Source organism: Rubritalea profundi (genome assembly GCF_002954445.1).
GTDB lineage: Bacteria > Verrucomicrobiota > Verrucomicrobiia > Verrucomicrobiales > Akkermansiaceae > Rubritalea > Rubritalea profundi.
On record NZ_MQWA01000002.1, the window covers coordinates 1 to 3,284 of the forward strand.

Below are 3,284 nucleotides of genomic sequence, written 5' to 3' on the forward strand. Positions count from 1 at the left end.
TGGAAAAGCATCGCTGACTACAGCGTTCTTTGACATCTGTATAGAGAAACTAACTTTTCTAGGACTTCGGTCTTAGAACAGAAAATAGTTTTTCCTAACTGCAAAATACAATTTAATCACTAAATAGCTTTTTGCGAGTTGGGATACTCTAATAAAAATATAACTCCTGTGGTTGTCTTCGGATAACTACAGAACAGAATATGGCAAATTTAGACAACAAGTCCGAAGTAGGTAAGCAATACTTCATAATGGACGTTGTCGACTTGATTTAAAGCGTGCTCCGAAAGGAGTACTTTAATAAGGAAATCAAGCTAGAAAGGGCACATAGTGGATGCCTTGGTGCTAACAGGCGATGAAGGACGTGATAAGCTGCGATAAGTCTCGGTCAGGTGCAAGTAACCATTGACCCGGGAATTTCCGAATGGGGTAACCTAATGTTATTAATATGACATTGTTCCTTCCTGAATAAAATAAGGAAGGATACGCGATACCTGCTGAATTGAAACATCTTAGTAAGCAGAGGAAAAGAAATCAAAATGAGATTCCGTAAGTAGTGGCGAGCGAACGCGGAAGAGCCTAACCAATAGTGGATCAGTGACGATAGATGAACAAGTTGGAAAGCTTGAACACAGAGGGTGACATTCCCGTAATCGAAATCAGATCTGGACAGGTGAAAGTAGCACACCACACGTGAAACGGTGTGTGAAGATGGGGGGACCACCCTCCAAGGCTAAATACTCGTTAGCGACCGATAGTGAACCAGTACCGTGAGGGAAAGGTGAAAAGAACCCCTGTGAGGGGAGTGAAATAGAACCTGAAACCATGTGCCTACAAGGTGTAGGAGCTCTTCGGAGTGACTGCGTGCCTTTTGCTTAATGAGTCTGCGAGTTAGTATATGTGGCAAGCTTAAGATCTTCTGGATCGTAGGCGTAGGGAAACCAAGTCCTAATAGGGCGTCAATGAGTTGCATGTGCTAGACCCGAAACGGAGGTGACCTACCCATGGCCAGGTTGAAGCTTAGGTGATACTAAGTGGAGGACCGAACCGGTGAATGTTGAAAAATTCTCGGATGAGCTGTGGGTCGGAGTGAAAGGCTAATCAAACCCCGTGATAGCTGGTTCTCCTCGAAATGCATTTAGGTGCAGCGTTGCGTGTTGATGAGTGGGGGTAGAGCACTGAAAGGGCTAGGGGGCATACCCGCCTACCAACCCCTATCAAACTCCGAATACCATTCAATAGAGCGCAGCAGTGAGACAGTGGGGGATAAGCTTCATTGTCGAAAGGGAAACAGCCCAGATCAGCAGCTAAGGTGCCAAAATTATACTAAGTGGAAAGGAGGTGGGATTTCATAGACAGTGAGGATGTTGGCTTAGAAGCAGCCACCATTTAAAAAGTGCGTAATAGCTTACTCATCGAGAGATCCTGCGCCGAAAATGATTGGCGATAAGTATAATACCGAAGCTCTGGATGTCGCTGACCTGCGGGTCGGTGGCGTGGTAGAGGAGCATTGTAAGGGCAGAGAAGGGGAATGGCGACTGAACCTGGAGCGCTTACAAGAGAGTATGCAGACATGAGTAACGATAAGGACGGTGAGATCCCGTTCCGCCGTAAACCCGAGGTTTCCTGGGCAATGCTAGTCATCCCAGGGTTAGTCGGGACCTAAGCCGAGGCCGAAGGGCGTAGGCGATGGAAAGCAGGTTAATATTCCTGCACGTGCAAAGGTAAGAGGACGCATGATAGAAAGTGACTAGGTTATTGAATTCCGAGGTGAGGCTACGGCCGATCCGCATCACTGGACGTTGTGCCAAGAAAAGTCGAACCGATTAAACGCACCCCGTACCGCAAACCGACACAGGTGGGTGGGTAGAGTATACCAAGGCGCAAGAGTGAAACCCAGTCAAGGAACTCGGCAAAATGGCTCCGTAACTTCGGGATAAGGAGTGCCCCTGTTAGCAATAATTGGGGGCCGCAGTGAAATGGCCCAACCGACTGTTTAGCAAAAACACAGCATTGTGCTAAGACGAAAGTCGACGTATACGATGTGACACGTGACCAATGCCAAAAGATTACGGTAAGGTGTTAGCGCTTGACGCGAAGCTCCGAGCCCAAGTCCTGGTGAATGTCGGCCGTAACTATAACGGTCCTAAGGTAGCGAAATTCCTTGTCGGGTAAGTTCCGACCTGCACGAATCGTGCAACGAGTTGGGCGCTGTCTCGACTGGGTGCTCAGTGAAATTGTAACGCCGGTGAAGATGCCGGCTACCCGCAGAAGGACGGAAAGACCCTATGGACCTTAACTGTAAGCTGTTAGTGTTCATTCAATCTTAATGCTCAGCATAAGTGGGAGACGTTGAAGATAATCTTTAGGGGTTATCTGAGTCATCAGTGAGATACCACCCTTTGATTTTGAATGTTCTAACCTCACGCCCTGAATCGGGCTGGGGGACCCTGGCAGCCGGTCAGTTTTACTGGGGCGGTATCCTCCTAAAGAGTAACGGAGGAGCGCGAAGGTTGGCTCAGCATGGTTGGTAACCATGTGTTGAGTGCAAAGGCATAAGCCAGCCTAACTGTGAGACCTACAAGTCGAGCAGATACGAAAGTAGGCCTTAGTGATCCGGTGGTAGAAAGTGGAATTGCCATCGCTCAACGGATAAAAGGTACCCTAGGGATAACAGGCTGATCGCGCCCAAGAGTTCATATCGACGGCGCGGTTTGGCACCTCGATGTCGGCTCGTCGCATCCTGGGGCTGGAGAAGGTCCCAAGGGTCCGGCTGTTCGCCGGTTAAAGCGGCACGCGAGCTGGGTTCAGAACGTCGCGAGACAGTTCGGTCCTCTATCCTCTGTGGGCGTAGGAAAATTGTGGGGTTCAAACTCTAGTACGAGAGGACCGAGTTTGACGCATCTCTGGTGTTCCTGTTGTTCTGTCAAGAGCATCGCAGGGTAGCTAAATGCGGTCGAGATAAGCGCTGAAAGCATCTAAGCGCCAAGCTTCTCCCGAGATTAATTTTCCCTGAAGGATCGTGGAAGACCACCACGTTGATAGGTTGGGGGTGTAAGTGCGGCAACGTATTCAGCTCACCAATACTAATCATCCGTTCGGCTTGATTCCTTAAGCTTTAAATTTGCTTAATACTTCAGAACCAGACTATGTAAAAATGAATTGGGGATGAGGATCAAGAGTATGACGAATCGCAAGAAGTTGTGATCAAAGAAAATATTACCTATCGAAAGATAGAAGGCAGTTAAAAAACTATTAAGAAAGACTCTATACAGTTGTCAGAGAGC

The 3,284-nt window shown here is 48.1% G+C and carries 1 rRNA gene; it reads left to right on the forward strand.

What is annotated here, in order from left to right:
* Window positions 1-304 precede the first annotated feature (304 nt).
* Window positions 305-3,108 (forward strand): 23S ribosomal RNA (locus BSZ32_RS18130).
* Window positions 3,109-3,284 lie beyond the last annotated feature (176 nt).